Source organism: Mesorhizobium sp. 2RAF45, assembly GCF_052115225.1.
GTDB lineage: Bacteria > Pseudomonadota > Alphaproteobacteria > Rhizobiales > Rhizobiaceae > Mesorhizobium > Mesorhizobium jarvisii.
Genome location: NZ_JBFRGG010000001.1, coordinates 272,520 through 297,934, shown reverse-complemented (window position 1 = coordinate 297,934; position 25,415 = coordinate 272,520). Strand labels below are relative to the sequence as shown.

Here is a 25,415-nt window from a genome sequence, read left to right as displayed (position 1 = left end):
AAGCAGGTCTGCGAGTTGGAGCGATTGTGGCGCGTTAGGAATCCCGCTCAACGTTCGGCTCGTCAGGCACAGCGCCATCTGCCTCTTCGCCGTCAATCTCTGTCGCAGCTCGGTGCCAATGCTGTTCATGGGAGCCGTGGCGACGGCCTTCGCGTTCCCAGATTTCGTAAGCTCTGGTTCGAATGCGATCGGTTCGCCTGTCCGCTGGCGGGTCTCGGCCGAAAGCATCGCCCAGATCGCCGTCGGAGTCCTTTAGGACCTCGCCAGCTGCGTCCGGATTGCTTCTCGGGTCATCACTCGCTGGGAGATAGCCCCGGGGCCTTGTTTCCGGGGGACCCTCCCAACGCGGAGACTGATCAGTTGTGCCCGGTGGGCCGTCTTTCGGTTTTTTGCTCATGACGATGCCTCTTTTTTCTACATCAGTGACCGAACTGCGACAGCGCGATGAAGTTCCATTTCGTCCATTCTTTCCGCGAAAAATGGCCGAAGGAAAACTCTCGGAACAACTTAGGACGCGACTGGTGTGGTGGTGCCGGGAGCCTACGCCTTAGAAGCGTTGGGTGCTGGATTATGCAAGGCCTCTCGCAAGGCTCTGGCAACAACGGATCGCCGCCATCTTCGTCGTGGCTGCTAACATCCCGGCGCGACTGTGCCACGATCCTAAGCACTCCAGCCCGATGTCAGGATCAGAGACGCTTCGAACATCTGTGCCCCGCCATCACTCCTGACCTTCACTGTAAGCTTGACCAGGTCGCGGTCAGGCATCTCATCGCGCGCTATGTCGTGCAGGATTCGCAGGGCCTCGGCTCGGGCGCGGTCGCGCGACTCGAATAATTGGCCGTCATCGTCGAGAACCTGGCCGTCACTGTTGTAAACATCGAAAAAATATCGGTTCATTGAGAGACCACCCCAAGAGATCAGATAAATCTCCTCGATGAATCGTGGTTCCTTCACTGCTGGCGTTTCGGTAAAAAATACATCAGATTGTTCCGGCGAATGCATTTGGAGTTGGCGGCCTTGCAGCTCTTCCGGGTTGATCCGCCAAGGCGGCAATCTCCGCCTAAGCCGCGAAAGCCGTGATGCTTGAATCGCTTTTTTTGCAGCTTGAACAACACGATGTTGTGTCAGATTCCGAACGGGCTTTGCTAACGCAGGCGATATCAACCGGACGTGATTTCGCCATCGGCCAGGATCTGGTGGCTGCCGGATCCCGTCCGACCTACAGCACCCTGCTGGTCGAAGGACTGGCAGCGCGCTACAAAGTGCTGGAGGACGGCGGCCGACAATTCACGTCGCTTCAGGTGCCGGGCGATTTCGTCGACCTTCACGCTTTCCTGCTCAAAACCATGGACCATGGCATTATCGCCTTGTCGGCTTGTCGTGTGCTTTTCGCCGATCATAACCGGCTGCGAAAGATTACGGAGACCGCGCCACATCTCACGCGCCTTCTCTGGTTGGACACGCTGGTCGACGGGGCGATCCATCGGGAATGGATCGTTGCTATGGGACGCCGGTCAAAGATCTCCCATCTGGCCCATCTCATCTGCGAACTTTACGTCCGGTTGAAGGTGGTGAATCGCACAACTGGCCTGAGTTTTCGCCTGCCGATAACGCAAACGGAACTCGCCGACGTCTTGGGACTGTCGGTCGTTCATATGAATCGCATAGTGGGCGAACTTCGCAAGCTCGGCGCCATCACCTGGGCGGATCAGTCGTTGACGATTGTCGACTGGGAGCGCCTCCAGGAGATTGCGGAATTTGATCCGACCTACCTCAGTATGGTGCGAGATCCGCGCTAACCGGCGCCATCACCTCAGCAACGGAACCGTGGCATTTATTGCACGTTGCCGCCCTGATACGCGCTGAACCGCGGTCGCCCCCGCGCCGTCGCCTGTGTGTGTCAACTGCCACTGGAACAAAAAAAGGATAACGCCATGGGATTTTTCTCCAAGGACATCAAAACGCTCAATGACCTGTTCGTGCACACATTGCAGGACATCTACTATGCCGAGCAGCAGATCGAAAAATCACTGCCCAAGATGGTCAAAAAGGCGACCGACCCCGACCTGAAAGCTGGCTTCGAAGAGCACCTCGAACAAACGAGGGAGCATATCGTCCGCCTTGAACAGGTATTTGAAATTCATGGCGAAGCCGTGAAAGGCGTCGATTGCCCGGCCATCGACGGCATCCTTGAGGAAGCCGACGACGTGAGCGGTGACGTTGATGACAAACAGGTGCTGGATGCGGCTTTGATTGCATCGGCGCAAGCGGTCGAACACTACGAGATGACCCGCTACGGAACGCTGATCGCCTGGGCCAAGGAATTGGGACATGAAGACTCTGCCAGGATATTGGCGGAGACGCTTGAGGAAGAGCGGGCGACGGACCAGAAACTGACCGAAATGGCCGAAAGCGGCGTGAACCGCCAAGCACCATAAAATCCCAGGCGCGGCGGCGGATCACCGTTCCCCGCCGCCGCGCTTTTTTTAGGCAGGTCAATAGCTCCGGCCGGCAATGTTACCAGGATGGATCAGCGCTGATGTGCCGTGGCAGAGGTATGTGGTGGCGGGTGTTCGGCGACCCGGTACTGGTTGTCGCGATTTGCGGCAACCAACTCGTAGGTCCCGGTAAGTCCGTCGATCACAAGGTCGAGGAACGCGTCGCAGGCGGCAACCCAGTCCACACCGTCACGCACCGCGAGCGAGATAGTCTTGCCGGAGCAATAGCTGGCAAACAAGACAACTGGTAAGCTGCCTCCGCTGTCCCCTATGCTCAGCTCAACCCATGCATTCGGCGATCCTGCCTGCTGGGATGCGGCTCTGGCTGGAAGTCGCCGGCGGCTGCAACATTCTCCCAGGATCGATAGCCGCCGGTCAAATCCTCGGAGCCGGATTGTCGGCGATTTTCCCAACCTCTTGCGCGGCGCACGCCACCAGCCCGTCTGTGCAAGCACGGGATGGCCGAACGACTGCTTATTCACCAAGGCCGAGATGGCATCAGCCATAATTGTTCTGCGCGGAAGGTCTGCCCTCACATCGAACACCCCACATTCGTAGTACCCATCCTCGCGCATCATCATGGAATTCCAATCCACGGCGCCGAACAGTGACCAAGCCGTGACGGCACGTACGTCAATGCCCTCAGCCGCGCATTCGACTGCACCCTGCCATCCCTCCATGAACCAGCGCAGCTGTTCCTCACGGGTGCAAGCGTTGTGCACTTCTCCGATTGCCACCGGCAGGGCGTAGCGGCGCCACACCTCACGCAGGCGGGAGGCAAATCCGAGTGCACCGGCCGGTACGCCGGCGCGGAAAGCGGCGACGTCGACATAAGGTTCTGTGCCGTTACCGCCAACGGGTTCTCGAGGATGCCGTTCGACACGATGCTCGAGGAACCTGTCGCTGGTGAGGTAATAATCAACGCCGATAAGGTCCGGAGGGCAGGGCGCAGCCTCCAAATCGGCCAAATGGTCAGGATCGATACCAGCGTCGAGGAGGCGCCCATGGAACGGATGGCGCGCGTCGACATGCCCACAAAGCAGATCCAGCGATAACCATCGCCGGCCATTCTCGTACTCAGCCTGGTATGCCAGCTTTGGCGTCGCAAAAATCTTTCCGAAATCCTCGGTCTGCAGAAGGCGGGCATCGGGGATGACCTTTCGGATAGCCAGCATTGTCATGGCTATCGCACGGCACTGGGCAACAAGAAGCCGCAGGCAACTTGGCTCGTCAGCGCGGTTCGGATGCCAAAACCCATAAAGGCCGCTTAGACGGGCGGTTGCCATCGGTTCGTTGATCGGCGTGAAAGTCTTTACCCAGGGGTACCGAAGAGCAAGCCGCCCTCCAAACGCCGCGAGGCGTTCTGCAAAATCCGGCGCGAGGATGGACGTCCAGGATGGCCCGCTCCCGTGGTGGATAAGGGCTGCGATTGGACTGATGCCGAGACGGCGCATCCTTTGATATCGCTCGTCGTGCCAGCTCCAGTCATCCCGCCCCTCCACTACCTCGACGTGTTCCCACAACGCAGGATATCGAAGCGTTTTGATGCCAAGGGAAGCGACGAGGTCTAAATCCTCGATGCGGTTTGAATGGCCGGTTTCGGCGAGCTGATCGCGGATCACGCCACCGACGCGAACCACACTGCATTCAATACCGCCCCAAACTTCCACCATGACTATCCCGCCGCGCCCTTGGCAAGGGATAGTTCCGGCGCGCCCGTCTTCTGAATGCGATTGAACGCCGCCAGCGCCTGACCGATCACCTGGTCCATATTGTAGTAGCGGTAGGTTGCCAGCCGACCGACGAAAATCGCATCGGTTTGCTGGGCAGCGAGTGCCTCATATCGCTTGTAAAGCACTTCATTCTCGGCGCGGGGCACCGGATAATAAGGATCGCCGTCATCGGTCGGATATTCGTAGGTCAGGCTGGTTTGCGGATGGTGCTGTCCCGTCATATGCTTGTATTCCGTGACCCTGGTGAAGGCCTCGGTCTGCGGGTAGTTGACGACGGCGACCGGCTGAAACCGTGGCGTGTCGAGTGTGACGTGCTCAAAACGCAACGATCGGTACGGCAATTTCCCCAGCCTGAAGTCGAAAAATTCATCGATTGGACCGGTATAGATGAGGCGGCGATAGGGGATGACTTCTCGAACCTCGCGATAGTCAGTTTGCAGCATCACCTTGATATTGGGATGGGCCAGCATCCGTTGAAACATGCGTGTGTACCCGCCCGCCGGCATGCTCTGGAACGTGTCGGCGAAATACCTGTCATCACGATTGGTTCGTGTCGGCACGCGCGCGGTCACTGACTTGCTCAGTTGCGAGGGGTCGACGCCCCACTGTTTTCGCGTGTAGCCTTGGAAGAACTTCTCGTAGAGCTCCCGCCCCACCGTTCCCACGACCACGTCCTCGGCGCTGCGGATCTCTTCCACGCTCTCCCTGCGTTCGGCCAAAAACCGCTCCATCTGGTCGGAGGTCAGGTCGAGGCCATAGAGGCGGTTGATCGTGTCCAGATTGATCGGGATTGGCAAAAGCTGACCATCTACCTTTGCCAGCACACGGTGCTCATAGGGATGCCACGCCGTGAATTGGGACAGGTAGGCGACAATGGCCTCAGCATTGGTGTGGAAGATGTGGGGCCCATACCGATGCACAAGAATACCGGCTTCATCGTACCAATCGAAAGCGTTGCCGCCGATGTGACTGCGACGGTCGACGACCAGCACTGTCTCTCCGCGCTGACTGGCCAGGCGCTCTGCCAAAACGCTTCCGGCAAAACCTGCGCCGACAACAAGCCAATCAAACATGGTCGACCAAGCTCCTGAATTCCTGATGACGCAAAACCTTCGCAGGCTTGAGCAAATCGTGCATTGTGCTCCAGGTCGTGTCCCAAGACATTCCTGAAAGGAACGCGTCGACCTTGGCCGTTTCACAGCCCTTTCGCAGAGCGGCATCGAGGGCGGCTGGCATCGAGCCTGCGTCAGCAATGTCGACCAAGCCGCGACGGCCGTAGGTTTCCACCACATCAACGATTGCAGTCGATACTACAGGCAGTCCGCTGGCAAGGAATTCAGGGGTCTTCGTCGGACTGATATAACGCGTCGCATCGTTCAAGGCGAAAGGCATCCACCCTACGTCCCAACCGGCCATGTATCCGGGCAACTCGGCATACCGCTTGGCGCCCAACCAATGAATGTTTGAGCCGGCGGGCAGGGTGGCCGGGTCGATCTTGACCACTGGACCGATCGTGACGAACTGGACGGTAGGCATCGCTGCAGCGGTTCGAGCCATGAGGTCAATATCGAACCGCTCGTCGATGACTCCGAAGAAGCCGACGCGGGGATGCGCAATGCTCTGCTGATCTGCAGGGTCTGCCTGAGGCCGGCGCGCCTGATGGAAGTGTGCCGTGTCAATGCTGCTTGGAAACGCGTGGACGGAGGGATGCCGGCGGCGCTTGGACTCATAAAGGCTCATTCCACCGGTGAACACGACGTCGGCCTTGCCAAAGAGCTGCTCTTCCAGTCGCTCGAGTTCAGGAGGCGCGTTTTTGAAGGCAGAAAGTTCGTCCATGCAGTCATAGACGCAGACATCCTCCTGCAGCGCATCGGTGAACTTCAGGGCCATCGGGGTGTAGTACCAAGTCAACAACTGGTCGTGCTCGATGCCTGCGACGAGATTCTCAAGCAGAATGGCGATAGCTCTGTCGACCTCAATTCCGGAGTGACACTGCGGCAGTATTGGCGTCACAACTTCCAGGCCTGGCGCCACCGCCTTGCGGCGCAGAATAGGCATCTGAACAGGCTCGAACAGGGGTTCCTCGAAGAACACAACGGCGTAGTCGGCCGCGGCGCGCGTCATCAAATGCTGCGGGCGTTGAAAAACAAAGTCCCACCGCAGGTGGGAAAAACATATCAGGAGTGGGTTGTCAAAAGGCACGAGCAAGGGGTTGGATACAGTCTGATCCATTGCAACAATCCGCATTAGGGTTGGCTTATGGTGGATCAAGCTCCGTTCGCAGATCGGGTTCCACGGTAACGCGGAATTTTGTCTTTCTTAGCCGAACATCAAAGGCGCCACGATTTCTCGTTATGGCTGGAACGGGCCTCGCCTCCGTAAGTTGTCGGCGGGGAGGCGCCAATGATCGTCGATGCACATCTTCATACGTCGGGCCGCGAGACAACGGCGGATGTACTGCAATCACTTGACGATGCGGGCGTGGATATCGCGTTCCTGCTGGCGCCGTTCCTGACACCACCCTATTCGCTTAATGACCGGGAGTCGCTGCGCGCTGGCAACCGGTACCTTTCCGAGCTTGTCAAAGGCCACACGGATCGGCTCATCGGGTTCGCGGTTGTCAATCCGCTGCATCCCCAAGCAGCCGACGATCTTGAGGAGGCAGCTGCGCTCCCCGGTATTCGCGCGCTGAAAATGGTTCCGACCGGATGGTATCCCTATGATGAGTGCGCTCACCGTGTATACGCGGTCGCCGCAAAGCTAGATCTTCCCATCCTGTTTCATAGCGGAATTTTCATTGACGGCCGATCTGGCCGGTTCTGCCGGCCATCCTTCTACGAGGCGGTTCGCGATCACCCCGGCCTTCGCGTCACCTTGGCTCACCTTGGCTGGCCATGGTGTGACGAAGCCAACGCAGTTGGCGTTATCGATCGGATCAATGGCGTCGAGCCAGCCGAGAGCCAGTTTCGCTTCGACCTGTCCTTTGGACCGCCTCCGATCTACCGCGGCGAGGTCTTTCGCAGGGCGATCGACGTGATCGGCCCACGCTCACTGCAATTCGGCAGCGACCGTTTCTTGCCGTGCAGCGGGGCCCATATCCACGCGGCGATTGACGAGGTCACGGCTATTCTAGATCAACTCGACGTCGCAGCCGATGACCGAATTGCTATCATGTCGGGTACGGCAATGGATTGGCTGAGGCTGCGCCCGTCGCAAGGAGGAAACTGATGGCCCGGACCCCGCGTGTCCTGCCAGGCGGCCAGACCGATGAGCGCGCGCATATCCTTGAGGTCTTGGGCAACGCCATTGTTGGCGGCATGGAAAATTACGTGCGCAATCTGGCTGCGAACCTGCCCTCGAACGAGTTCAAAGTCTCGCTCCTGTGCCCGTATGAAAGCCCTTACACCGCATTGCTGCGGTCTGAGGGCAGGGACGTCTACATTGCGCCCCTGCGTGACGATCCACCTTGGAAGACAATCGAACTCATCTGCACGCTCGTTCGCGAAACCGGTATCGACCTGCTCCACGCTCACCTGATGAACGCGCATACCGTGGCTGCAATGGCCGGCCGACTGAGCGCGACGCCGACAGTTGCCACGCTGCATGGGATGAGCTTGCATCCGCAGGAAATCAGTGTGGCGCGCGCAACCGGAAGCCATACCATCGTGGTGTGCCGCGAAGCCTGGTCGCAAGCACTTGCGGTGGGATTGTCGCGTGGGAATGTAAGTCTCGTTCCTAACGGGGTCGATCTCGCAGTGTATCATCCGATGTCGGCTGACCCCTTGGAATTCCGGCAAACGATCAACGTCGCCCCTGACGATATGTTGGTCGGGTTCGTTGGCAGGCTGGCCTGGGAAAAGGGCCCCGACAAATTCCTCAAAGCAGCCGAATTCATACTGCAAAGGCGGCCCGAGGTGCACTTCGCAGTGGTTGGCACGGGGTCGATGGAAAAGGATCTGACCGCCACAATTCGTCGTGCGGGACTCGAGTCGCGCATCCATATGGTCGGGCTCGCGCGCGAACCCCATCGGATCTATCCGGCCCTAGATTTGCTGTTGCATACGTCGCGCGCTGACGCGATGCCGCTTACCATTCTGGAGGCTATGGCATCTGGCGTGCCGGTCGTGGCTATCGGCGTCGGCGGCGTCCCGGAAATCGTCTCTGCGGGGGAGACCGGGATTCTTATAGGAACCACCGAATGGCCCGGCATCGTCTCGGAATATCCCGGCGACTGGGAAGGTGTTGCCCTGGCGGCAATCTCGCTGCTATCCAATCCCGCCAGGCTAAAGTCGATGGCTGGCGCGAGCGTGAGGCGGGCGCAATCCAGCTTCGATATCCGTCAGTCGGCCACTATGACGAGCCATATTTTCCGTCAGTTGCTGGAACCTCGTACCGACAAGGCGCGCCTCCACTCCGTTCCCTGACCTCAGGATAGCACGAGCACAGCAGGATCAGAATTTGGTGGCCCTGATTCCGGTAATGACAGGGTAGAGCGGATCAACAACGTCAAGGCTTGCGCGGTCCATCTCCTCGAATGAGAGGCCTTGCAGAAAGGCTGTGGCGGCAAGCACGTTGCCGAATTGCTGTACCTCCACTCCGGCGGCCCCGAACCTTTCCACGAACAGGCGTCGTGCGGCACTCTGTGTCATGGCCCAGAACCATTTTTCTGGCCCGTCCTGCGCGTCGATGGGAGTGATGCCTGGTACCGTCGCCAACACGACGCCACCTGGTGCCAAGGCGCGATGGATCGTAGTAATTGCACCACGCACGTCGTAGATCATGTGCAGCGTCTGGGTCACGATGATGCAGTCAAGGCGCCCGGCCTCCACGGCTTTCTCGTTCTGGAGATCGATGCAAATCGTGGCCTGAGGATTGGCGCTTTCGGGTGAGTCGATAATGTCGGAAGTGACGACTCGTGCCAAACCAAAACGGAGCGTGTAGACATTGTCGCCGATCTCCGCGACGCGTCCTCGAATGTCCCCCGCATGACGCTGTAGGAAACTCTCGATGTAGTAACGGTCAAGTGGCGTGCCGCGATCGCCGCCAAATTTACGGCTTAGGGGCTCGACATCGCCGAGGTCTCCAAAAACCACCGTACCGGGCGCCGGGATAGTTCGCATGTGTGATTAAACCGCAGGGGCGTAGCGCAGCAAGGATCGTACCGGGTCGCACCGTTCAGGCCCACCCGACCTGGGGGCAGATCGCTGGCACAACGGTGAGGCATCTCCGCGGAGTCCTTCTGGATCAGCCATCCGCTTTCTTCCTCGCTGCCGTCGCATTTTGACCGCTGGGAGCCGTTGTCTTTGCGTCCTTTGAGTGAGCTGCCAAAGCGGGACCAGCGCCGGTCGCCTTACGCATGTCGCCGCTGCGCTTTTCTGGCTGTTCCTTTTTGCCCAAGAGGCCGGAAAAATACTTCCCAAAAAACCCCATCATTTCCTCCTCGTTCAAGCATTTCAGAAATGCCTAATAGGAATTTTCCGGGAGATGATTTGTTCCCTCCAGGAGCAGGCTTGATGTCGTTCAAATCGAGCAGGCTCGCGCGATGCGTCGCTTTATGGCGGACGTCGATTTGCGACCGAGGCTGTGGAACGTCCGTAACCGATCAACGTTGCCGATGACCTCCACTTGAGGACACTTCGGTATGGTGATGTTCGCCGAGACCAAGGCTCAAAAGATAGCTGAAGACGTAATGCTTTCGACTGAGGAAAAGATCGCGCAGTTGTGCGAATTGGACGCTCGTCTCGACGCGTCAAGGTCGGTCTGTAACGTCGCCCCTTGTTGGCGGCTTGTTGGCTTAGATGCACTGAGGGAAGCGTTCACCGCATGGGTGGGCCCGATGTCCAATAGAGCGAATTGCCTAAGCAACCGGTATCTCGCGGTTCAACAGACGGTGAGCGATTGTCATTGGTCAACTACCGTTGCAAAAGCCGGCCGGCTAAAGTCTTGACGTTTGCCGCAATGCGCGCGAATTTTGTGATCGCCGATCCACCTTGGCGATCGAGGAACGGGCAATGCAGGGCCGAAGGTCACACGAGCGGACGGGGCAATACGGCGCAGATGAATTCGCATCGAAGCACGCCTTGTCCGAGAAGTCCGCTGTGATCATTCTAAATCTCTATGGGCCATCCAGGCCGGCATGCGATGCCGCTGCAGTGGCTTTCAAAGACGCGGTCGCACAGCGGCAAGCAGGCCGGTTGATAAACCTCCTCGACATCGACTAGGTGTTTAGTCCCAGAGTGTGATGGCGTATTGTTGTCGCGATCACAGAGGGAAACCCTATGGGCCAATTTCTTCACGGCAGCGCCAAGACCACGCACGCCGTTCGAGCAGAGCTACAGCGATCCTCAAGGCTTTGGTCAAAACGGTACCCTATAAAATCCACACCGTGCTCACGGATAACGGGGTGCAGTTCGTGCAGCATGACAAGCGTACTGGACGTGGGTTCGTCGATCATATCTTCGGCGCCGTATGCGTAGAGAATGGTATCGAGCATCGTCGGACCAAGCCCTACCACCCATGGACCAATGGCCAGGCTGAGCGAATGGTCAGGACGATCAAAGACGCGACCGTTAGATCCTTCCACTACGCCTCAATCATCGACCTCCGTCGTCACGTCAGGGACTGGCTGCTAGCCTACAACTATGCCAAGCAGCTCAAGGCGCTGCGATTCAAAACCCCTTTCGAAGCCATCCGGCAACTCAGTGACAAAAAGCCGGAAACCTTCAATCGAACCCCAACCCATGACATGTTGGGACCAAACACCCAGTCGCGCGGATCCCTGCGGATCAGAGCCCGCACCGATTCAATGCGGAGAGAACTTAACGACGATAGTCGGCGTCGGTGGACCCGATTTAATCATCAATGTGCCGCGGGTTGTGAGGGCTGCACCCCTTGCTGGTCACCGCCTGTGCTGGACTGCGGTGTTGGATTCTTGTCCACCTTGGGATTTTGGTCTATCGGCTGGCTGTTGTCAGACTGAGATTGAACTGGATCAGTCGAGGCCGGGTTTGGACTGGTGCTCGCATGCGCCTGGCTGTCTTGCTGGTCTGTCGACGGTCCTTTGATGACCACGCCATAGATTTCGGCGACACCCCAGGCGGCAATGGCTAGCAGCAGCGCGGCTATGAGCACAACAAGGACGGGCCTGCCAAGAGGGCCTTGTCGGGCTTGGTTCTCGGGAACGTTGTTCGTCATAGGACACCTCGGGGAAAGAAGTCTGTCCCTTGCCTGCCACAGGCGGGCCGGCCGAGGAACATCTTGGCCAGCGGCAGGGACCGATGAAACGTAGTACGTCAGTTCAACCTTGACTGGTCTCAAAGGTTCCGGCCAATGAGAGACCCAGCCAATTCTTGGAACAGCAGGACAACTTCCGACGTGCCAAGAAGTGGCATTGCCGTTCGAATTGTTCGTTCAAAGGGGTACCCTTGCGGATCGCTCGTGCGTGCGGTCGGAAAAAATTCAACATTGAACCTTTTCCAATTCCGCAAATTAGACGGCTATGGCGAGATATTTCTTCGACGTGCCGGATGCCGATATCGCTGATCCAAACGATCTTGTCGACGTGCACGACGCGCGTGAGGCAGGACTTCGGGCCGTTGCAGCGATCATGAGGGAATCACATCCGGACGGCACCAAGCGTGCCTTCGAATTCAACGTTTGTGATGAAGCAGGCCGACACCATCTGCACCTTACCATCACGCTTGAATGGAGGGATGCACCGGGCCATCCTTCCATGGCAAGCCATTAACCCGGCGACCGTAAGGACGTCACGTTTTTAGGCTGGTCGCGGCTTGAGGTGTGGACCTGCCGATACCGCTCGTCGTTGTTGCTTGGTCTGGCGCGGGCATTGCTCGACGATCTTCTTTGCGGCCCTCCATGCGACCTGAAGCCCAGAAATGTCGCTTGACCCGTCGTGAGAGTGGGGAACTGATGCGGAATTTGCGGATGCCATATAGCATTGCGCACCGTTCAGCTTCGGCCGTTCTGCTCATCGATCTCGATCCAGGCCGGCGCGTGATCGCTTGGTTTCTCCCATCCGCGTGTCTCCACATCGACGCCGGCACTGCGCAAATGGGAAGAGAGGGAAGGGCTCACCAGGAGATGGTCCATTCGAAGTCCTGAACTCCGGTCGTATCCGCCTCGATAGGAGAAGTTCCAGTAGGTGTAGATGGCGTTCCCTGGATGAGTGTGACGAACGGCATCGATCCATCCTTCAGCAAGCATCCGGCTGTAGGCGTCCCTGCTTTCGGGGAAGTACACCGCGTCGCCGGTCCATCGCCTCGGCACGACCGCATCGAGTGCGGTCGGAACCACATTGTAATCTCCGCAGAGCACAGTTGGCCTGCCGGCTTTAAGCAAAGACTGACCGTAGCTGATAAGCCTCTCAAACCAGCCGAGCTTATAATCGAACTTGGGACCGGGCGCTGGATTGCCATTAGGCAAGTAGAGACAGCCGATCACAAGCCCATTTACGTCGGCCTCGATGTAGCGGCTATGCGTATCATCGGGATCGCCAGGCAGACCGCGTCGGCGTTCTACGGGATCCGTCCCGCGGGCAAGGATTGCAACGCCGTTGTAGGACTTCTGGCCGTGCCAGATAACGCCGTATCCAGCGTGGCTGATCGCATCCAACGGAAACTTTTCGTCAGATGTTTTGAGTTCCTGAAGGCAAACGATGTCGCACTTGGCTTCATCCAGCCATCTGAGAAGTACTGGCAGTCGACCGTTGACGCCGTTTACATTGAAAGTTGCAATACGGGTCATGCGGACCTCTTATTGCCCTGTTGAGTTCTGGATGCGCGTTGATGATCCGGATCAAGAACGTCGGCGACTGCATCCTTCTCATCGCGAGGTAGAACCGTCATCGTAAAGATGAAGGCTGACAGCAAAAGGCAGACGCCGTTGGTTATGATTATGGGCCATTCCAGCTTAATCATGCCAAAAGCCAACCACAGGGCAAAACCCAAAACCGTGATTCCATACGTCGGCGCGGAGATCCCGCCTGTGTCTCGCGTTTTGATGATCTTCCAAGCCTGTGGTGTAAAGCTGGTCATGGAGCAGACAGTTGCGAGGTAACCAATAAGCGTGACTGCGTTCATGCGTGCCGCCCTAATGAAGCTGGTCTTCGGACATGCGTGCCAGCTGTCGCGCAAGCAGGCGCCGGAGCTTCCCGCCTAAGCTGCAGACCCATTCCGGGAATAGGGTTTTCGGTTACTTTTCCGCCTGCTCAATAACGTGAAACGCGCTGGTTTTTCCGCCCGCAGCGGGTCTTACCCTAATCCACGGTTTTCCGGATGCTTTCCCGGGCATCATAGGCTTAGGGACGGTCTTAACCACCGCATGCACATGGCTTTGCGCCGCAACTGAAAGGCTTCGCACGACCTTTTTGCCATTCATCAATTCGACCCGAAAGTTTTCCATCAGCTTGCCCCCCCGCACCTAGAGTTTAGCGAACGTCCCAATAGAAAAAATTAACAAAAGGAACGCGGCGAGGCGAGGATCCCTCACAAGCCAATTTTTGGGATCGATCGGGCTGCGCAAATACGCAACGCAACCAACAGGACTGGCCAGTTCAACACCTACCTCAGGCTCGGCCTCTCAGCGCCAGTGCTTCCCTTTCCAGTATCTCACGGCTGTTGCCGTGCTTTGCGATGAGTTCCCTCACTTGCTGGGGGGTGATGCCTGTCTTGCTGGCGAAATATTCGACCTCGTAGTCCTCGTCAGCCGATACACGATCGCGGTCGCGAAAGTCTCGTTTGCTCTTATCATCAGCCATTTTGTTCCTCCATACAAAGCGATCGACGGAAACGCCATTCGAGGCGATTTGTTTCAATCTATCTCATTGGCGGGCTGGCAGATTTTTTGACGCTGACTTGGACCCCGGATTCGTGAGGCTACTCATATCATGACACCCGCCGGGCTCTTGGGGCGCATCTTGTCGAGACGTGGAAGTGCGACGCATATATACAAGATATCGTCGAACCTGACAGACGTATCCAGAAGCTAAAGCCGGGCGAGRCCAAGGCCATTTTCCATCTTATCGACGGTGTTGGACTGACGCGGCTGCTGACGTTAAATATCGTCAGTCTTTGGTTTTAGTGCTTCTGCTTCCCGCTTGAGTTTGGGCCAGTCGGCGCCGTGCTTTTGAAGAAGCCTGCGTGCCTGCCTCGGTGTTATTGATGCGACCTGTGTAAGATGGTCGATCTCAAGCTCTTGCCCTTTTACGACGCGACTTGAATCGTTCGACTTGTTTACGCTCATAGAATTGAACCCTGCTCCTAGCCACGGCTCGGCTGCGGGATTGCAGCCGCTTAGAGCACGTAAATTCACGCTCCCGCTGATGAGCGATGAGCGGATCTGAAAGGAGCAAGGCGGCCTTGGCCCCTTGCGAGTGTCACATCAAAGATCGCGTCCACGTCTATCCCGCTGTAGGTCTTCTCCGCTATAGACGTCGGCGTTCGGGTCGAAACCGGTCCAGCCGCCAGCCTCGTATTCATTGCGTCTGCCAGCGACGTCGACCGAATTGTATTGCTTGAGGATTTGTTCGGCATTCGGCGCAAGATTATCGTCGACCTTGGCCGTGACCATCGTCCCGCCGCGACGAACGCCTTCGGCATAGACATGGGCGTCGTTTTCAGGGACGCCGGCGTTTGTCATGGCGCCGATGATGCCCCCTGCTGCACCACCGACCACGGCCCCGCCAACCGCGCCGACAGCAGTGGCAGCCAACCACCCGGCTGCAACCACAGGTCCCACCCCAGGAATGGCCATCAGGCCGAGGCCTGTTGCCAGGCCGCCGGCGCCGCCAATGACGGCGCCCACGCCAGCACCAGTGGCCGCGTCCTCGCCGGCTTCGCTCTCCTCATCCTTGTGCCAGCCGGTCGCATTGTTGGCCACAATGCTGATGTCATCGCGCGGGACGCCGGTGGCCACGAGTTCGCCTACGGCATCATTGGCATCGTCATAATTGTCGAACAGTCCGGTTACGGTTTTCATCTGGTTCTCCTGGCTTTCTATTCACTTGGTGCCGGCAACAACGTTGCCTTGGTAATCGAGCGCGATCGGCGTCGACTTGCCGTCCTTGCTCGCTGTTCCGCGCCAGATGCCGTTGTCATCCTTTGTCAGGGCAGAGACGTCGGCATAACCCGCCTTCTCGATCGCGCTCTTGGCCTGGGCTTCGGTAAAACTGTTGGCGCCGGGAACTGGAGCTGCCGGATTGGTGGCGCCGCTGGCGACAGCCGGTGTGCTGCCGTCAGAAGCAGGCGCCGTCGTTGCAACCTTCTGAATCATGTCCTGATGCATCTTGAGTGTGGGCAGCGTGTCAGCCGCAAAGGATTTCAGGGCGGCGTTGTCGCCGTCCTTGGCATAGGCCTCGAAGAGGCTGACTGCATCGGCATGGGCCGCCTTCTGCATGTCTGCATAAGATGCGTCTACTGGCGCCGCAGCCGCCTGCAGCTTGTCGACATCGCTTTTGTGTGCTGCATCGAGGTCGGCGGGCACCTTCAGCTTCTGTTCGCCGGCGATGCTCTCAAGCTTCGCATTGGCGGCGCCATGATCGGAGATCATCTTCTGGGCGAAGTCCTTCAGGCCTTGGTCCTGCAGCTTGTCTTGGGCTACCTTGCTCGACTGGACTTCGAACATTCCGCCGATCGCGGCCTTGGTGACGAAATCCTGGGCGGTCTCGGCAGCGAGCGATGGCCAGGCAAATGCCACCGACGCGGCTAACGATAGCGACGCCAGACGAAGACTGTTTCTCATGGTGATGTTCCTCAGTTGAGATTGGTGAATCCAAACCTGCTCGCGGCGTGTTTGTTCCCAGGCAAATACGAACGCGCTGCCAAATTCACTGAAGGCGCTGTTCGTCGTTCACATGCGGTGAAGCAGGCGAAAAAGTTTTGGCGCGGCGCGAATTGCGCGGAAGAGCCGGTGGTTCGCCATCGAGCCTATGAGCGGCCTTCTCGGTGCTAAATGCGTCCTCTCACAGGCTGACGTGGTGTCAGGTCAAGTCCGTACGGGCGAGTTCACTGGTTGTTTGCGGTATGAATACTCAAACCGAGCAAAGGTTCGCGCTGGATCAGGAACATTTTGTCAAACGGCAGGTTAGCGAGGCACAACCAACGGAGAATGACGATGAAGGCGCTCACCTGGCACGGCAAAAGTGACATACGGTGCGAGCAGGTGGATGACCCGATCATTGAGAACGACCGCGATATTATCATCAAGGTTACGGCTTGTGCGATCTGCGGGTCAGACCTTCATCTGATGGGAGGATTTGTCCCAGAAATGCACGCCCATGACGTGCTTGGGCACGAGACAATGGGCGAGGTCGTTGAAGTCGGGAAGGGTCACTCCAAGTTCAGGATGGGCGAGCGCGTCGTGGTGCCGTTCACGATCGCCTGCGGCGAGTGCCGGATGTGCAAATGGCAGCTGTTTTCGCTCTGCGAGAGGTCGAATCCAGCCGGCGCCAAGCAAGCCGAGCAGATGGGGTATCCAACTGCTGGGCTGTTCGGTTATTCGCACATGTATGGCGGCTTCGCGGGTGGCCAGGCAGAATTCTTGCGCGTACCCTATGCCGACGTTGGCCCTATCAAGGTGCCAGATGGCCTGACAGACGAGCAGGTACTGTTTCTCTCCGATATTTTTCCCACCGGGTATCAGGCGGCGGAAAACTGCAACATTCAACCCGGTGATACAGTGCTGGTCTTCGGCTGCGGGCCAGTTGGCCAGTTCGCAATCAAGTCAGCCTTTCTCCTAGGCGCGGGCCGGGTCATCGCGCTGGACATCGTCCCCGAACGGCTGGCGCTTGCGCAAGCGTCGGGAGCGGAAACGCTGAGATATGACGACGAAGATCTGCAAAAGCAGATCCTGGCTATGACGGGCGGTAAAGGGCCGGATTCTGTGATCGAAGCGGTCGGCATGGAAAGCCATGGCCCCGGTGGCGTCATGGAGACCTTGCAAACGGACCTTACGGCGATGGAGAGGCCTTATGCGCTGCAACAGGCGCTGATGGCCTGCCGACCGGGCGGCACTGTCTCGTTGCCGGGGGTGTTCGTTGGAAGCGTTACTGTGCCCATGGGAATGTTCGTCGGCAAAGGGCTGACAATGAAAACGGGCCAAACACATGTCCAGCGCTACTTGGAGCCGTTGATGAAGCTCATTGAGGACGGAAAAATCGACCCGTCCTTTCTGATTACCCACCGCATTGGGCTCGAAGAAGGACCGGAGGCTTACAAGACCTTCCGCGACAAGAAGGATGGCTGCATCAAGGTCGTCATCAAACCGTAGGCTCAATCACCCGCCCGGCAATCGCATTCAACTCGATGGAAACTTACTTCGATTGCGCAACGTTGGGGGCTGCGGCGGGGGAATTCCATTTTGCATGGGTGCGAACCGCCCGAGATGAAGCTTCCTGCCATGTTACGACATGCAGCAACTTTGTGTGTTTCTTTGCGCAGTAGACCGAAGCGAATCTGATGCCACGCCAGCTGATGTCGACCGTTGCGGATTGTCGCGTTCCGAGGGCGACGCAACTATTGGGCGGGAGATGACTTCTGCTGCGCGGCGACTGTTTTTCTAACCAGACTCTCAGCGGAACAAAGGGTTTCTCCTCGCGTTGCGGCAAGGTCAACGAGGATATGGAGGCTTCACGGTGAATGATCGTGCATTACTTCGGGATCCGCGTCAGGAGTATCCGGCGCCGCCTTTTCCAAAACAGCCGCAGACCACTCCTGGCCTTGCCGGAAATATGGATCCGGTGCCGGATCACGGCGAGGAAAGCTATCGGGGCTCTGGTAAGCTAGCTGGGCGCAAGGCGCTCGTGACAGGGGGCGATTCCGGGATAGGGAGGGCCGTCGCTATAGCCTTTGCGCGGGAAGGAGCGGATGTAGCCATTTCTTACCTCGCGGAAGAGGAGGCGGATGCCAAGGAGGTCATCCACCTTATCGAAGCCGCGGGCAGCAAGGCGCTGGCGCTGCCTGGCGACATCAAGGACGAGGCTTGGTGTCGGGCTTTGGTAGACAAAGCTGTCTCCGCCCTCGGTGGCCTCGATCTGCTTGTGATCAATGCCGGGAGGCAGCAATATCGCGAGAGCATTGATGAGTTGACGACAGACGACTTCGACAAGACCATGAAAACGAATCTGTACGCACTTCATTGGATCGCTCAAGCAGCCGCACCGCATCTCCCTGCCGGCGCCTCCATCATCACCACGGCATCGATCCAGGCCTACGAGCCTTCGGCGATCCTGCTCGACTATGCCACCACCAAAGCCGGCATTGTCGCTTATACCAAGGCGCTCGCCAAGCAATTGATCATGCGCGGCATTCGGGCCAATGTCGTGGCTCCCGGGCCTATCTGGACCGTGCTGCAGCCAAGCGGTGGTCAGCCAGATGAAAAGGTCAAGCATTTCGGTGAGGACAGCGATTTCGGCCGTCCTGGACAGCCGGTCGAGCTAGCGCCCGTCTATGTGCTGCTGGCCTCGCGGGAAGCCAGTTTCATAAATGGCGAAGTTTATGGCGTCACTGGCGGCAAGGGTGTCGCGTGACCCTATATTCGCGTGACTCCATATAGAGACATCGAGCTTTAAGGACGCCATGGGGCGCATTGCATACAAAGTTGCTGTCGCCATTCTCCTGCCCGCAGCGGCTGCTGCGATCGCCGCGTTCTTGGTGACCTCGGCTCACCCGCCGTTCTCGCCAGACGATCCGCGATTCGAAGTGAAAGGGGATGTGGGCCGCGGCAAGCTGGTCTTCGCGGCGGGGGACTGCGCCTCCTGCCACGCTACCCCCGGACAGTCAGATCGACTACAACTGGGCGGTGGCATGGCGCTTGGGTCGCCGTTCGGCACTTTCAGGCCGCCCAACATTTCCCCTGATCCTGTTGACGGCATCGGCAGATGGAGAGCCGCCGATCTGGCAAATGCGCTGATCGGTGGAGTGTCTCCCAGGCGCGAACACTATTACCCGTCCTTCCCCTACACCAGCTTCACCGGCATGACCGTCGCCGACATCAACGATGTCTACGCCTATCTCATGACGCTGCCAAAAGTGTCTGGACGTGTGCCGCCGCACGATCCCGCAATCCTGTTCAGCATTCGCCGGTCCGTCGGATTTTGGAAGCTGATTTTTTTCCGCCAGGGCCGGTCGGCTGCGAACGCAGACGGCAAAACGATGCCTGATCGCGGCGCATACCTCGTCGAAACCGTTTCTCATTGCGCGGAATGCCACTCCAGCCGAAATGCGTTTGGAGCAATCCGATCCGATACGCTGTTTGCCGGCGGCATCGACCCGCAAGGCACCGGGTTCGTGCCCAACATTACGCAGGAACGATTGGGGGCTTGGACCGAGACCGATATTGCCACGATGCTTAGAACCGGAGAGACGCCCAACCACGGCCGGGTGGGATCGTCGATGGCCGACGTGGTGACGAATACCGCCATGCTGCCTGAAGGCGACCGCGAGGCGATCGCCCACTACATCAAAGCGCTTCCGCCGATCGCGACACCACACCCATAGGTTCATTGGGCATAAAGATAAGCTGCAAGATCCCGCGCTTCTTGTTCAGAAATTCCCGATTGCGGCATGGCGGTCTGCGGGGAGAAGCGCTGCGGCGAAACGATCCAAGCTACAAGATTGGCCGGACGGTTTTCCAGGACACCCGCGATATAGACACGCTTCGACAGCTCCGCCAGTGGCGCCCCAGCCTGGCCGTCCGCCCCAGGAATCCCGGAGATTGTGTGGCATCCGGCGCAGCCATAGCGACGAAAGATCGCCGGCGCTCGACCGGGATCGCCCCCGGTCATCATCCTGGCGATGGAGGCTTTGGTGTGCTTGTCACGCACGAAAGTGGTCGTGACAAACGCGGCGGAAGCCACGACAACAAGCACCGCAGCCGAGGCGGCCCGGCCAGGGACCGAAGCGAGCGGACTAGACATTCTGCGCCTTTCTCTCGCTCGAGCCTCTGATCCAAAGCGCCAGCATCGTCAATGCCGCGCCTGCATAGATGGTGCCGGCTGGGACCCACATGATCATGCCTGCTAGTTGTTGGTCCTCAAGCGGCGTCAAGCCCCAGGCCATCGCGGCTTGCGTCTGCGCGACGTACAAGACGCGGGGAGCGAGAGCCATCAATGCGCCCAGAACGCTCGTGTGGATCATAGTGAAAAACAGATGCCAGGCAGCCGAGCCGTAATCACTTCGCCAAACAAGCGCCCACCAGAACAAGATCGCCGTGGCGAAGAAAGTGAGGTGCTGAAAGCGATGCACTGCGGGGTTTGTCACGGCGGCGTCGAAGACTATCGGCACGTGCCAGGCCCAAATTGCAACGCCATGCAAGATGGTTGCGCAGGTCGCGCTTGTGCCCCTGTCCCACAGCCCGCGCAATAGAGGCGCCCGCATCAGCATTCCCGCCGCCATACGGGCCCTGGCGGGCAATCCCCAAAGCAGGATTCCAATCGGCCGCGCCAACACGATCAAAGGGGCCGATACAGCCATGACGATCTCGTGCTCGATCATATGAAAGGTAAAGAGGTGTTCGCCAAGCCAGTGAAGAGGGGACAGCAGCGCACCAGCCAGGGTGAGCATTCCAGCGCTGTAAAGGCAGATGCGGCGGTGCATGCCCCCGGGCCGCCTTGTGCGTCGGGCCAGCCTTGCCGCTCCCACGCAATAAAGTACGGCCATCATCCCGAGTGGCACCACAATCCACGGATCGAAAGTCCAGGCCGGCTCCAAGCCATGCGCTTCATCGCCATGCGCCATGGCCGGCCAGGCCATCATACCCCAGATCAGGGCGCAGATCAGCGTTGGCATGCGTCCAGCAGCATCGTGGCTGCCTCCTGCAACAACAGGGCAAAGACAAATGCCAGCGCCATCAGAAATCCCGCGTCAACAATAAAGCGCCTGGTCTGGACAGTCCCGTGTAAAGCCGTACGCGCTGCAGTTAGTCCAGCGATCGAAACAACTAGAAGAACCCCGCAGAGGACGGCGCTCCACGGACTATCCTGTCGGCAGTCAATGTAGGGCATGATCTGGCCAAGCTGGGTGCTGAGCGCCCAGGCTAGCGGCGCCACACCAAGTCCGGTCCATTGCAGCCATGTTTTTCTCAAAGCCGAGGTATCCAATAGAGGCAGGCATACATGGGCAACCACGTCGCAACCACGAAGTTCCAGTACATCGCGTTGTCGCTGACATCTCCGAACCGGCGCGGCGTGTCGCCATGCCGGGAAAACATCAGGCAGGCGAGTACCAGCGTCTCGATCACATCCGTCAGGATGTGGGTGGTGTGGAGGCCAAGCATAACCCATACAATCGAACCGTATGCGTTTTGATCCCACTTGATATGCATCGCTGGAAACTCGAAGACACGCAGGACCAGAGGCACTATTCCCAGTATGGCCATGACGATCAATCCGAGGCGAACCTTTCGCAGATCCTGCTCGCGCGCCCAGCGTGCGACGAGGATGTTGGGAACAAGGCTTGCCAGCAGAAGGGCTGTCAGCGCCGTGCCGGCGAACAGATCCGGCGGCGGGGCGCCCAATGGCCATCGCGGCGCCAGGCTCATCAGGTAGAGATAGATCACGATCGAGAGGGCAAAGCCCGTCCCTTCGATGAGCATGAAAGCGAGCGTTCCCCACCATGACGGGCTTGCGGTGCCAAGGCCGTGGGCTGGAAGCTCGGTCAGATCGAGCACGATATTTTCTTTCATGACTCGTCCTCCGGCACGCCCTTGGGCCAGAACCAGCCTATCAGTGAGACCGCGACCGGGATGGAACCCCAGACAACCGCCCATGGGCTGAATATGGACCAGACCAGCGTCAAGGTGGTCGCAAGCGCTGCCCAAAGCGGCCAGATAGAATTGCCGACCGATGATTCCCGCGCTTCCGGAATGCCCTCAACGACGCTAGTGATCAAAAGCTCACGACGGTCGACCCGCAAGCCGGCGGCGACGGGCGGGGCGGCCGCCTCCGCCCACAGGGGTTCACTGCTGCCGACCACGGGTAGCCTGGCAAAATTGCAAGGTTGCGGCGGCGACGCCGTCGCCCATTCAAGCGTAGAGGCTCCCCATGGGTTAGCACTCGCGACGGCGCCTGACCTGGCACTGCGGATGGCATCGATGAAAAACAGAAGGAAGCCAGCGGCCAGGACGATTGCGCTAAGGCTAATGAACATGTTGAGGCCGGCCCAAGGCATCTCGGGCTGATAGGTGTAGATGCGACGCGGCATGCCTTGAAGACCCAGGATGTGCATGGGAAAAAACGTCAGGTTGAAGCCGACAAAGATCAGGCCGAAGACCCAGCGGCCAAGGGTCTCGCTCATCATTTTGCCCGTCAGCTTCGGGAACCAGTAATAAATCGCGCCGAGCAGCGGAAAAACCGCGCCGCCGACCAGGACATAATGGAAATGGGCGACAACGAAATAGGTGTCATGGACCTGGGTATCGAACGGAACCGAGGCCACCATGACGCCGGTGAGGCCGCCAATCACGAAGATCACCATGAAGCCGATGACGAACAGGAACGGCGTTTTGAAGATCGGCTTTCCCGCCCAGATGGTGGCAAGCCAGCAGAAAATCTGCAATCCGGCCGGGACCGCAATCGCCATGCTGGAGGCGGTGAAAAAGCTCTCTCCCAGTCGTGGAAGACCAGCAACGAACATATGATGGACCCAAAGGCCGAAGGCGAGGACCCCCGTCGCCACCAAGGCCATAACCATCGCCAGGTAGCCAAACACTGGCCGACGCGTAAACGTCGCTACAATGGTCGACACCATGCCCACTGCCGGCAGGAAGATTATGTAGACCTCGGGATGACCGAAGAACCAGAACAGATGCTGCCACAGCAACACATCGCCGCCTTCGGCAGGGTTGAAGAAGTGCGTGCCGACAAGGCGATCGAGGATAAGGCTTGTGCTTGCGATCATGATCGCCGGCATGGCCAGAATGATAAGAAACGACGTCACCAGCATCGACCAGACAAATAACGGAATCCTGTCGAGCGACATCCCCGGCGCGCGCTGCTTGAACACGGTCACAACGATCTCGACGGCGATGGCGAGGGCGGAAACCTCGGTGAAGGTGATCATCTGTGCCCAGATATCGGCGCGTTTCCCCACGCCATATTGCGGCCCCGACAAGGGCACGTAAGCGAACCATCCGACGTCCGGGCCGGTGTCGACGATGAAGGCAGTCCACAAAAGCAGGCCGCCCGCGACATAGATCCAGTAGGAAAATGCGTTGAGGCGCGGGAAGGCGATGTTGCGTGTCCCCACCATCAAAGGCACGAGGTAGACGGCCATTGCCTGCATGACGGGGACGGCGAACAGGAACATCATGTTCGAACCGTGCATGGTGAAAATCTGGTTGTAGCGATCGGGTCCGATGAACCTGGCTTCAGGCTGCGACAGTTGCAGCCGCATCAGCAGCGACAGCACCCCGCCAAGCGCCAGGAAAACAAAAGCTGTCGCGATATAGCGTCGGCCGATCACCTTGTGATCCACTGTCGACAGGGCGCCCCACAGCCCCGGCTGCGCTGACCAGGTCGAGGCGAGGGCCTGCGTGAGCTCCTTATCGCTTAATGCCGTGTCCCTGAGCCCATCATCATCCTTCGAGCGGGTCATTTCAGGCTCTCCATATAGGCCGAGATATCCTGGAGCTCGATACTGGTCAGCGGCACCATCGGCATGTTGTTTCCGGGCTTCAGCGTCTGCGGATCGGCGATCCATGCGGCCAGTGAACCGCGCGTCGTCTCGACGAGGCCGGCCGCGATTGTTTGACGACTGCCGACATGGGTAAGGTCAGGTCCGGTGGTGCCGTTGGCGGCTGTGCCCCGAATGGTGTGGCAGGCGGCGCACGGCTTTGCCAGAAAAGCCGCGCGTCCGGCGGCGACGTCAGGACCCGTCGTCGGATTTGCATCTGCACTCTGTGACGCGATCCAGCGTGCGTAGTCGGCTGGCGCCTCGGCGATGACCATCACCGCCATATGGCTGTGCTGCAGTCCGCAGAATTCGGCGCACTGACCGCGATAGACACCGGGCTTCTCGGCCCGCAGCAGCAGGCTGTTGGAGCGCCCCGGGACAAGATCCTGCTTGCCGGCAAGACTGGGGATCCAAAAAGAGTGGATGACATCAGCGCTTTCAAGCCGAACATGAACATCCTGACCAACAGGGATGTGAATTTCGTTGGCGGTCTGAAAGCCAGGTGTTTCGGAGGAACCGGCGTAGATTACCTGCCACCACCATTGCTGCCCTCTTACAGTGATCGTTATAGAGGCTTTTTCCGGAAGGCCGATGCCGCGGGTGGTGTAGAAGCTGGCAACCGTCATGCCGGCAATCATAATGGCGGTCGCGGCCACTGCCGCAGTTACGACCACAGTCAGCTGCCGTTGCCGGATTTCCGTTTCGTCCTGCTGGCGTCTGCGCCACAGTGCGCCACCAAGCACGAGCATCACAGCAAGCCAGATTACCGAGCACAGGGCCACGATGCCGATAATCAGGTGTTCGATATGGAGCGCGGGCGCGCCAGAGGGGTCGAGCGCGGACTGGTTTCCGCTGCAGCCGCACGCGATCGTAGCGGCCCACAACGCGATGACGCGCGCGGCTCTCAAGGCGATGGCCCCTGGTCAGGGTGAACCCCCGCCGGCCCCTGGTCGAAGAGGATTTTTGCCGGACCACGATTTTCGGCAGGGCGGGTGTGTTTGTCATCGTTGCGACTGGGCGCCGCAACTTTGGGCTTATAAGCGCCAATCGTTTGAACATAGCCGGCGAGCTGCCATATCTGCTCGGTCGTCATCCGGTCGCGAAAGGCCGGCATCCCATGCGGCCGGCCGTCCCTGACGGACGCAACAATGGACACGATCTCGGGCCCGTACAGCCACCAGCCGTCCAGGAACGACGGACCAGCGCCGCCGCGACCATCACCATGGCATGCCGGGCAGCCGAACCAGGCGTAAAGACGCTTGCCCTGGCTTAAATTGTAGGCGTCCGTTTCGTATGGCTTGCCCGACGCAAAATAACTCTCGGGCGGCGTTCCGCTGATGCCATTTGGCATCAGCCGAAATCCATCAAGATCAGACGCGACAGGCGGATCCAGCCGAAGCTCTCGGGGCTCGCGAAGCCATCCCAAGGCGGCGCTGGCGATGCCGAGCGCTATCGCCGCAGCCGCAAAGGCGCCATTCGAGTAGCTCATCTCCCTCTTC

At 58.8% G+C, this 25,415-nt stretch carries 27 protein-coding genes and 1 pseudogene; 9 read left to right on the top strand and 19 right to left on the bottom strand.

The window, feature by feature from the left end; translation table 11 throughout:
- Positions 1-34 precede the first annotated feature (34 nt).
- Both AB4Z43_RS01425 and AB4Z43_RS01420 read right to left on the bottom strand, forming a co-directional pair.
- A complete protein-coding gene (locus tag AB4Z43_RS01425; protein WP_441936139.1) occupies positions 35-184 on the bottom strand; it encodes a DUF2934 domain-containing protein in 150 nt (49 codons plus the stop codon).
- 476 nt (positions 185-660) lie between these two features.
- Positions 661-1,002: a DUF6894 family protein gene (locus AB4Z43_RS01420; protein WP_441935487.1), complete on the bottom strand. Its 342-nt coding sequence runs from the start codon at positions 1,000-1,002 to the stop codon at positions 661-663.
- Positions 1,003-1,079: 77 nt separating this feature from the next.
- On the opposite strand from AB4Z43_RS01420, the gene AB4Z43_RS01415 reads away from it, so the two are divergent.
- Positions 1,080-1,799 carry a Crp/Fnr family transcriptional regulator gene (locus tag AB4Z43_RS01415; protein ID WP_441935485.1) on the top strand — a complete coding sequence of 240 codons (720 nt, stop codon included), beginning with the start codon at positions 1,080-1,082 and terminating at the stop codon, positions 1,797-1,799.
- 135 nt (positions 1,800-1,934) lie between these two features.
- Positions 1,935-2,438: a YciE/YciF ferroxidase family protein gene (locus tag AB4Z43_RS01410; RefSeq protein ID WP_441935484.1), complete on the top strand. Its 504-nt coding sequence runs from the start codon at positions 1,935-1,937 to the stop codon at positions 2,436-2,438.
- Between the two features lie 92 nt (positions 2,439-2,530).
- On the opposite strand, the gene AB4Z43_RS01405 is transcribed toward AB4Z43_RS01410, so the two are convergent.
- From AB4Z43_RS01405 to AB4Z43_RS01395, 3 genes are read right to left on the bottom strand one after another with little or no spacing between them, the layout of a single operon-like run.
- Entirely contained in the window at positions 2,531-4,171 is a 1,641-nt protein-coding gene (locus AB4Z43_RS01405; protein ID WP_441935482.1) for a hypothetical protein, read from the bottom strand.
- Between the two features lie 2 nt (positions 4,172-4,173).
- Positions 4,174-5,304 (bottom strand): UDP-galactopyranose mutase, encoded by a 1,131-nt coding sequence (gene glf, locus AB4Z43_RS01400; protein ID WP_441935480.1) that lies wholly within the window; start codon positions 5,302-5,304, stop codon positions 4,174-4,176.
- A complete protein-coding gene (locus AB4Z43_RS01395) occupies positions 5,297-6,463 on the bottom strand; it encodes a glycosyltransferase family 1 protein (protein ID WP_441935478.1) in 1,167 nt (388 codons plus the stop codon). The genes glf and AB4Z43_RS01395 overlap by 8 nt, the downstream gene beginning before the upstream one ends.
- Before the next feature lie 171 nt (positions 6,464-6,634).
- Between AB4Z43_RS01395 and AB4Z43_RS01390 the strand changes: the two genes are divergently transcribed.
- The gene (locus AB4Z43_RS01390) at positions 6,635-7,459 is read left to right on the top strand and encodes an amidohydrolase family protein (protein ID WP_441935476.1); all 825 of its coding nucleotides are present in this window, start codon (positions 6,635-6,637) and stop codon (positions 7,457-7,459) included.
- Positions 7,459-8,655: a glycosyltransferase family 4 protein gene (locus tag AB4Z43_RS01385; RefSeq protein ID WP_441935474.1), complete on the top strand. Its 1,197-nt coding sequence runs from the start codon at positions 7,459-7,461 to the stop codon at positions 8,653-8,655. Before AB4Z43_RS01390 ends, AB4Z43_RS01385 begins: the two co-directional genes overlap by 1 nt.
- A gap of 27 nt (positions 8,656-8,682) precedes the next feature.
- Here AB4Z43_RS01385 and AB4Z43_RS01380 read toward each other — a convergent pair whose 3' ends face one another.
- Both AB4Z43_RS01380 and AB4Z43_RS01375 read right to left on the bottom strand, forming a co-directional pair.
- Positions 8,683-9,324, bottom strand: coding sequence for a methyltransferase domain-containing protein (locus tag AB4Z43_RS01380; protein ID WP_441935472.1), 642 nt, complete (start codon positions 9,322-9,324; stop codon positions 8,683-8,685).
- Positions 9,325-9,475: 151 nt separating this feature from the next.
- Complete coding sequence (locus tag AB4Z43_RS01375; protein WP_244497695.1) at positions 9,476-9,679, bottom strand: hypothetical protein; 204 nt, start codon at positions 9,677-9,679, stop codon at positions 9,476-9,478.
- An 883-nt stretch (positions 9,680-10,562) separates the two neighbouring features.
- Between AB4Z43_RS01375 and AB4Z43_RS01370 the strand changes: the two are divergent.
- Positions 10,563-10,991 (top strand): annotated as a pseudogene (locus AB4Z43_RS01370) (integrase core domain-containing protein); the annotation flags it as partial.
- A 98-nt stretch (positions 10,992-11,089) separates the two neighbouring features.
- Here the strand turns inward: AB4Z43_RS01370 and AB4Z43_RS01365 are convergent.
- A complete protein-coding gene (locus AB4Z43_RS01365) occupies positions 11,090-11,425 on the bottom strand; it encodes a hypothetical protein (protein WP_441935470.1) in 336 nt (111 codons plus the stop codon).
- 304 nt (positions 11,426-11,729) lie between these two features.
- On the opposite strand from AB4Z43_RS01365, the gene AB4Z43_RS01360 reads away from it, so the two are divergent.
- Positions 11,730-11,978, top strand: coding sequence for a DUF6894 family protein (locus AB4Z43_RS01360; protein ID WP_441935468.1), 249 nt, complete (start codon positions 11,730-11,732; stop codon positions 11,976-11,978).
- 221 nt (positions 11,979-12,199) lie between these two features.
- Here AB4Z43_RS01360 and xth read toward each other — a convergent pair whose 3' ends face one another.
- From xth to AB4Z43_RS01335, 5 genes are all read right to left on the bottom strand, one after another.
- Complete coding sequence (gene xth / locus AB4Z43_RS01355; protein WP_441935466.1) at positions 12,200-12,994, bottom strand: exodeoxyribonuclease III; 795 nt, start codon at positions 12,992-12,994, stop codon at positions 12,200-12,202.
- On the bottom strand, positions 12,991-13,329 hold the full coding sequence (locus AB4Z43_RS01350) for a SemiSWEET family sugar transporter (RefSeq protein WP_441935464.1): 339 nt from the start codon (positions 13,327-13,329) through the stop codon (positions 12,991-12,993). The genes xth and AB4Z43_RS01350 overlap by 4 nt, the downstream gene beginning before the upstream one ends.
- A 485-nt stretch (positions 13,330-13,814) precedes the next feature.
- Complete coding sequence (locus tag AB4Z43_RS01345; protein ID WP_441935462.1) at positions 13,815-14,006, bottom strand: DUF3606 domain-containing protein; 192 nt, start codon at positions 14,004-14,006, stop codon at positions 13,815-13,817.
- Positions 14,007-14,629: 623 nt separating this feature from the next.
- Positions 14,630-15,226 carry a hypothetical protein gene (locus AB4Z43_RS01340; protein WP_441935460.1) on the bottom strand — a complete coding sequence of 199 codons (597 nt, stop codon included), beginning with the start codon at positions 15,224-15,226 and terminating at the stop codon, positions 14,630-14,632.
- A gap of 21 nt (positions 15,227-15,247) precedes the next feature.
- Positions 15,248-15,988, bottom strand: a complete 741-nt coding sequence (locus tag AB4Z43_RS01335) for a DUF4142 domain-containing protein (protein ID WP_441935458.1) — start codon at positions 15,986-15,988, stop codon at positions 15,248-15,250.
- 372 nt (positions 15,989-16,360) lie between these two features.
- On the opposite strand from AB4Z43_RS01335, the gene AB4Z43_RS01330 reads away from it, so the two are divergent.
- The 3 genes from AB4Z43_RS01330 to AB4Z43_RS01320 all read left to right on the top strand — a co-directional run bounded on the left by AB4Z43_RS01330 (position 16,361) and on the right by AB4Z43_RS01320 (position 19,743).
- Positions 16,361-17,515, top strand: a complete 1,155-nt coding sequence (locus tag AB4Z43_RS01330) for a zinc-dependent alcohol dehydrogenase (RefSeq protein WP_441935456.1) — start codon at positions 16,361-16,363, stop codon at positions 17,513-17,515.
- Positions 17,516-17,879: 364 nt separating this feature from the next.
- Complete coding sequence (locus AB4Z43_RS01325) at positions 17,880-18,773, top strand: SDR family oxidoreductase (protein ID WP_441935454.1); 894 nt, start codon at positions 17,880-17,882, stop codon at positions 18,771-18,773.
- Between the two features lie 49 nt (positions 18,774-18,822).
- Positions 18,823-19,743 carry a c-type cytochrome gene (locus AB4Z43_RS01320; RefSeq protein WP_441935452.1) on the top strand — a complete coding sequence of 307 codons (921 nt, stop codon included), beginning with the start codon at positions 18,823-18,825 and terminating at the stop codon, positions 19,741-19,743.
- Positions 19,744-19,745: 2 nt separating this feature from the next.
- Here AB4Z43_RS01320 and AB4Z43_RS01315 read toward each other — a convergent pair whose 3' ends face one another.
- The 6 genes from AB4Z43_RS01315 to AB4Z43_RS01290 all read right to left on the bottom strand — a co-directional run bounded on the left by AB4Z43_RS01315 (position 19,746) and on the right by AB4Z43_RS01290 (position 25,405).
- Entirely contained in the window at positions 19,746-20,162 is a 417-nt protein-coding gene (locus AB4Z43_RS01315; protein WP_441935450.1) for a c-type cytochrome, read from the bottom strand.
- Entirely contained in the window at positions 20,155-21,033 is an 879-nt protein-coding gene (locus tag AB4Z43_RS01310; RefSeq protein WP_441935448.1) for a cytochrome c oxidase assembly protein, read from the bottom strand. Before AB4Z43_RS01310 ends, AB4Z43_RS01315 begins: the two co-directional genes overlap by 8 nt.
- Before the next feature lie 292 nt (positions 21,034-21,325).
- Entirely contained in the window at positions 21,326-21,928 is a 603-nt protein-coding gene (locus AB4Z43_RS01305) for a cytochrome c oxidase subunit 3 (protein WP_441935446.1), read from the bottom strand.
- Complete coding sequence (gene ctaD, locus AB4Z43_RS01300; protein ID WP_441935444.1) at positions 21,925-23,838, bottom strand: cytochrome c oxidase subunit I; 1,914 nt, start codon at positions 23,836-23,838, stop codon at positions 21,925-21,927. The genes AB4Z43_RS01305 and ctaD overlap by 4 nt, the downstream gene beginning before the upstream one ends.
- On the bottom strand, positions 23,835-24,824 hold the full coding sequence (gene coxB, locus AB4Z43_RS01295) for a cytochrome c oxidase subunit II (protein ID WP_441935442.1): 990 nt from the start codon (positions 24,822-24,824) through the stop codon (positions 23,835-23,837). The genes ctaD and coxB overlap by 4 nt, the downstream gene beginning before the upstream one ends.
- On the bottom strand, positions 24,821-25,405 hold the full coding sequence (locus tag AB4Z43_RS01290; RefSeq protein WP_441935440.1) for a c-type cytochrome: 585 nt from the start codon (positions 25,403-25,405) through the stop codon (positions 24,821-24,823). Before AB4Z43_RS01290 ends, coxB begins: the two co-directional genes overlap by 4 nt.
- Between the last annotated feature and the right edge of the window lie 10 nt (positions 25,406-25,415).